Source organism: Butyricicoccus sp. (genome assembly GCF_050872565.1).
Taxonomy (GTDB): Bacteria; Bacillota; Clostridia; order Oscillospirales; family Butyricicoccaceae; genus Butyricicoccus_A.
Genome location: NZ_JBNMHC010000123.1, coordinates 1 through 6,159, shown reverse-complemented (window position 1 = coordinate 6,159; position 6,159 = coordinate 1). Strand labels below are relative to the sequence as shown.

At 50.6% G+C, this 6,159-nt stretch carries 6 protein-coding genes; all 6 read left to right on the top strand.

All coding sequences use genetic code 11. The features are described 5' to 3' along the window. Positions 1-832 (top strand): dipeptidase (locus ACR0P9_RS06500; protein WP_432618450.1); only part of this gene is annotated, 832 nt, incomplete at its 5' end. Positions 833-864: 32 nt separating this feature from the next. After that, positions 865-2,358 (top strand): threonine synthase, encoded by a 1,494-nt coding sequence (gene thrC / locus ACR0P9_RS06495; protein ID WP_432618448.1) that lies wholly within the window; start codon positions 865-867, stop codon positions 2,356-2,358. A gap of 3 nt (positions 2,359-2,361) precedes the next feature. Continuing rightward, positions 2,362-3,063: a metallophosphoesterase gene (locus tag ACR0P9_RS06490; protein ID WP_432618446.1), complete on the top strand. Its 702-nt coding sequence runs from the start codon at positions 2,362-2,364 to the stop codon at positions 3,061-3,063. Between the two features lie 72 nt (positions 3,064-3,135). Next, entirely contained in the window at positions 3,136-4,440 is a 1,305-nt protein-coding gene (tig, locus tag ACR0P9_RS06485; RefSeq protein WP_432618444.1) for a trigger factor, read from the top strand. A 58-nt stretch (positions 4,441-4,498) separates the two neighbouring features. Beyond that, on the top strand, positions 4,499-5,089 hold the full coding sequence (gene clpP / locus ACR0P9_RS06480; protein ID WP_432618442.1) for an ATP-dependent Clp endopeptidase proteolytic subunit ClpP: 591 nt from the start codon (positions 4,499-4,501) through the stop codon (positions 5,087-5,089). Between the two features lie 102 nt (positions 5,090-5,191). Continuing rightward, on the top strand, positions 5,192-6,159 hold a 968-nt coding region (gene clpX, locus ACR0P9_RS06475; RefSeq protein WP_432618440.1), incomplete at its 3' end, for an ATP-dependent protease ATP-binding subunit ClpX.

Below are 6,159 nucleotides of genomic sequence, written 5' to 3'. Positions count from 1 at the left end.
TCTGGAACAGTATGCGCAGGTATTTGCCCTGTTTTGCGGCTATCAACCGGTTGTATCGCCGGAGGATGCGCATGAACGATTGACGCGGATGCTTCGCACAGCGAAACATGCATTTTCTGCCTGCGGTTCGCGTTTGCGTCATTGCAAAAATGCGGCAGATTTTCTCGCAGCGCAAGCGCAGCGGCAAGCAGCGGCGTTTTTGTCCATCGAGGGCGCAGAACTGCTGCAAACAGAAGGGGATTTACAAGCGGCATTGCAGGCAGGTGTGAAGATTGTCACGCTGACATGGAATTTTGACTCGGTATATGGCTGCGGCGCGTCTACAGATGACGCGGCGGGACTCAAACCGGCGGGAAAACATCTCGCAAAGACCTTGACGGAGAACGGCGTCTATTTGGATGTCTCCCATTTGTCTGCCAAAGGATTTTGGGACTTGGCGAGCTGCATTGACGCCCCAATATTAGCGACTCACTCTAACAGCAGAAAAATTTGTAATCATCCGCGCAATTTGACGGATGAACAATTTCGAGAGATCATTCGGCGCGGCGGATTGGTGGGCATGAACTTTTATGTTCCGTTTGTCACCCATCGAAGAACAGCATCTTGCGATGCTGTCGTGCGTCACATCGAACATTTTTGCGAATTGGGCGGTGCAGACAATCTGTGCATCGGTGCGGATTGGGACGGCTGTGATCGGTTTCCAAACGGCATTTCTGATATGACCGGCATTGCCCAGCTGGCAGAAGCACTGGCAAGAAAAAATTATTCGGAACAGCAAATTGCTGGTTTCCTGTATGACAATGCATCTCGGTTCGTACAGACGAACTTTTAACGATAGCGAAATACGCAGGAGGTTTTCAACTCATGAATTATGTAAGCACAAGAGATAAAAAGCTGAGCGTCAGCGCAGCAAAAGCGATTGCCACTGGCATTGCACCGGATGGCGGTCTGTACTGCCCGACAGAGATTCCGCAGCTGACAGCAGAGGATATTTCTGCTCTGTGCAAGAAAGATTACCGCGGCAGAAGTGCTGACATTCTGGGACGCTTTCTGACCGACTTTTCTGCGGAGGAATTAGAGCAGTTTGCTGCCCGCGCCTATGCGGATGAAAAGTTCGGCGGCTCGGATACAGCTCCGCTGGTAAAGCTGGAGGATGGCAAGTATATTCTCGAGCTGTGGCATGGTCCGACCTGCGCATTCAAGGATATGGCACTGCAAATGCTGCCGCATCTGCTGACTGCCTCTCTGAAAAAGACCGGAGAGCAGCGCACCGCGTGCATTTTGGTTGCTACATCCGGCGATACCGGCAAGGCGGCTCTTGACGGCTTTGCTGACGTAGAAGGCACCAAGATTATGGTTTACTATCCGGTAGACGGCGTCAGCACGATTCAAAAGCTGCAAATGGTGACGCAGCGCGGCAACAACGTGCAGGTTTGTGCGATTCGCGGCAATTTCGATGACGCACAGAGCGCGGTGAAGAAGATCTTTACCGATAAAGATTCCATTCGCAAGCTGGATGAGCAGGGCATGACGCTGTCTTCTGCAAACTCCATCAACTGGGGACGTCTGGCACCGCAGATTGCGTATTATGTCTCTGCATACTGCGACATGCTCAACCGCGGTGACATTCAGATGGGCGATCCGATCAATGTTTGTGTGCCGACCGGAAACTTCGGCAATATTTTGGCAGCATACTTTGCTAAGCAGATGGGCATTCCGATTGCCAAGCTGATTTGTGCTTCCAATGAAAACAATGTGCTGACAGATTTCTTCCAGTCTGGCGGCACCTATGACAGAAATCGTCCGTTCCATACTACAATTTCTCCGTCGATGGACATTTTGATTTCCAGCAACTTGGAGCGTTTACTGTTCTTGGTTTCGGGATATAATGATGCTATGGTTGCCGATTTGATGCAGCAGCTCAAGGAAAACGGCAAGTATTCTGTTCCGGCAGACGTCTTTGCCAAGATTGGCAGCCAGTTTGAAGGCGGCTTCTGTGATGATGCGCAGACCAAGCAGACTATTGCCAAGCTGTTTGACGAGAAGAAGTATCTGGCGGATACACATACTGCGGTTGCTGTGAAGGTCTACGAGGATTATCAGGCACGCACCGGAGACAAGACACCGACTGTGATTGCTTCGACGGCAAGCCCGTTTAAGTTCTGCCAGAGTGTCATCTCTGCACTGGGCGGTACGGTTACCAGCGATGGCACCGAGCTGCTCGATCAGCTGCATGACATGACCGGCGCGCCGATTCCGGCTCCGCTTGCAGCACTGGCTGGTCTCAAGCCGCGCTTTGATCTGGTCATTGACCGTGAGAATATTCTGAATACCGTGGACCTGCTGGGACAGATTTAATCCATGGCGCTGTATACGATTGCAGATCTGCATTTGTCTGCCGGTGTCCAAAAGCCAATGGACATCTTCGGCGGCAAATGGCAGGGATACATGGAGAAGATTCAGAAGAACTGGCGGGCGGTCATCCAGCCGGAGGACACCGTGGTCATTGGCGGAGATATTTCTTGGGGAATCAATCTCCAACAGAGCCTGCCGGACTTTCAGATTTTATCGGATTTGCCAGGAAAAAAGATCATCGGAAAAGGCAATCATGACCTCTGGTGGTGCACGGTAAAGAAGATGAAACGATTTTTTGAAGAAAATCAGATAAAAAATATTGATTTCCTCTTTAATAATTGTTTCATTTATGATAATATTGGTATTTGTGGAACACGCGGTTGGTTTTACGAGGAAGATTTCAAGGAAAGTCACGACGAGAAGATCTTTCGGCGGGAGCTGCTCCGGTTGGAACACTCGTTTCAGGCCGCGCAAGCGCAGGGCGCAGAGGAGATTTACTGCTTCCTGCATTATCCGCCAATCTTCACGAGTTTTCGCTGTGGAGAGATTATCGACTTGATGCATCAGTATCAGGTCAAGCAGTGTATTTATGGGCATTTGCACTCGGACAGCCTGCGTTATGCAGTCACCGGCATCCACGAAGACATCAATTTTCGGCTGGTTTCCGGAGATTATATTGATTTTATGCCCGTACTGCTAAAAAAATAGAAAAAATTGTAGCCAAAAAGCCAACTATCTGATAAAATAGATTGGACATATATTTAGGAGGAGTCATTTAATATGGAACTCAAGAATACCGAAAAGCTGGAGCACAGCCAGGTTAAGCTGACTGTTGCAGTATCTGCTGAAGAATTAGATAAGGCAAAGGAAGCTGCTTACAAGAAGAACAAGAATCAGTTTCAGATTCCGGGCTTCCGTAAGGGCAAGGCAACTCGTAAGGTAATCGAGCGCCTGTACGGCAAGGATTTCTTTGTAAACGATGCAATCAACAACCTGTACCCGGAGATGTATCCGCAGGCTCTTGAGGCTGCTGGCATCGAGCCGGTTGGCCAGGGCGATGTAAAGATCGACGAGTCTCTGGAGAACTTTGACAACGGTTTCGACTTTATCTTCACCGTACCGGTTTACCCGGAAGTTTCCGTTGGCGAGTACAAGGGCATCGAGGCTGAGCGCGCTGACGATTCCGTATCTGAGGACGACGTAAATGCTGAGCTGAACCGTCTGGCTGAGCGTGACGCAAGCACCGAGACCGCTGAGCGTCCGGCACAGAACGGCGACACCGTAGTTATCGACTTCGAGGGCTTTGTTGATGGCGAAGCATTTGAAGGCGGCAAGGGCGAGGACTACAGCCTGAAGCTGGGTTCCGGCACCTTTATCCCGGGCTTTGAGGATCAGCTGGTTGGCAAGTCCGCTGGCGAGTCCTGCGACGTAAACGTTACCTTCCCGGAAGAGTATCAGGCTGCTGAGCTGGCAGGCAAGCCGGCTGTATTCAAGTGCACCGTAAAGTCTGTTCAGGAGACCATCCTGCCGGAGATCGACGACGAGTTCGCTAAGGACGTTTCCGAGTTCGAGACTCTGGAAGAGCTGAAGCAGGACACCGAGAAGAAGATCGCAGAGTCCAAGAAGAATGCTGCTGACCGCAACTTCGAGGAGAAGATTCTGGACAAGGTTCTGGAGACTCTGGAAGCTGACATTCCGGAAGCAATGTTCGAGGCACAGTTGGACAACGTAATGCAGGATTACGGCTACCGCATCCAGTCTCAGGGCATCTCTCTGGAAGACTATGTAAAGCAGATGGGCATGGATATGGCATCCTTCCGCAACATCTTCCGCGATCAGGCTGAGCGTCAGGTAAAGGTTCAGCTGGCTCTGAAGAAGATCTCCGAGCTGGAGAACATCGAGCCGTCTGAGGACGAGATCGAGGCTGAGTACAAGAGACTGGCAGAGGCTTATGGCCTGAAGGACGAGCAGGTTAAGCAGTACGTTCCGGTTGAGTCTGTCAAGTCTGACCTGACCACCCAGAAGACCCTCGACATGCTGAAGGAGAACGCTGTAGCAGTAGCTCCGGCAGCTGACGCAGAGTAAGAGTAATTCAAATCCCCTCCGGCGTTACATACCCCCGAAAGGGAAGGAGGAATATTTTATGAGTTTAGTCCCTTATGTAGTAGAGCAGACCAATCGCGGTGAACGCTCTTATGACATTTTTTCTCGACTGCTCAATGACCGCATTATCATGCTTTCTGAGGATGTCAACGATACAACCGCTTCGCTCGTTGTAGCACAGCTGCTGTATCTGGAAGCACAGGATCCGGATAAGGACATTCAGTTCTACATCAATTCTCCTGGCGGTTCCATCACATCCGGTATGGCAATCTATGATACCATGCAGTACATCAAGTGCGATGTATCCACGATTTGTATCGGAATGGCAGCGTCTATGGGCGCATTCCTGCTGTCTTCCGGCACCAAGGGCAAGCGTTTTGCTCTGCCGAACAGTGAAATCATGATTCACCAGCCGCTGATTGGCGGAAATGGTCTGTCGGGTCAGGCGACTGACATCAAGATCCATACGGATCATCTGGTTCGCACCAGAAATAAGCTGAACGAAATCCTTGCAAAGAACACGGGCAAGTCTATCGAAGAAATTGCTCGTGATACCGAGCGTGATAACTTCATGTATGCGGAGCAGGCAAAGGAATATGGCCTGATTGACGAGGTTATGGTTCACAGATAAAAAGAACGCGATCACCGGAATGGCTGGAACGTGCAGTCGTTCCGGTGATTCGACATTATAATCCCTACCTTACGGCAGGGATTGGAAAATTCGAGGTGTATTATGGCACGAAACGACGATAAGCACGAGATTCGCTGCTCGTTTTGCGGAAAGCCCCAGTCCAGTGTGCATAAACTGATTGCAGGACCGAACGTCTACATCTGCAATGAATGCATCGAGATCTGCCAGAGTATTCTGGATGAAGAATTCGGATATGAGGAAGATACGCCGACGGCTCCCGTTATGAAGGCTGAAACGGGTCCGGAGAAGCTTCCGACACCGCGTGAGCTGAAGGAAACGCTCGATCAGTATGTCATTGGACAGGATCGCGCGAAGATTGCGCTGAGTGTTGCGGTATATAATCACTACAAGCGTATTTTCAAAGGCTCGGATGATGGCGTAGAGCTTCAGAAGAGCAATATTCTCCTCGTCGGTCCGTCTGGTTCCGGTAAGACTTTGCTGGCACAGACCTTGGCTAAGACGCTGGAGGTTCCGTTTGCGATTGCAGATGCGACGACATTGACAGAAGCTGGCTATGTCGGCGAAGACGTAGAGAATATTCTGCTGCGTCTGATTCAGGCAGCGGATTTCGATGTAGAGCGCGCGCAGCGCGGCATCATCTATGTCGATGAAATTGATAAAATCGCACGTAAGAGTGAAAATGCCTCCATTACCCGTGATGTAAGCGGTGAGGGCGTTCAGCAGGCACTGCTGAAGATGCTGGAAGGCACTGTTGCCAACGTTCCGCCGCAGGGCGGCCGCAAGCATCCGCATCAGGAGTTTATTCAGATTGATACGACCAACATCCTGTTTATCTGCGGCGGTGCGTTCAACGGTTTGGAAAAGATTGTTGAGAACCGCACCACGAAGAGCAGCATGGGATTTGGTGCGCAGATCAAGTCTAATACAGAAAAAGACATCGGTACGATTCTCCGCGATTTGGAACCGCATGATTTGATGAAATTCGGCTTGATTCCGGAGTTGATCGGTCGCTTGCCGGCGCTGGTATCGCTGGATTCTCTGGACAGAGA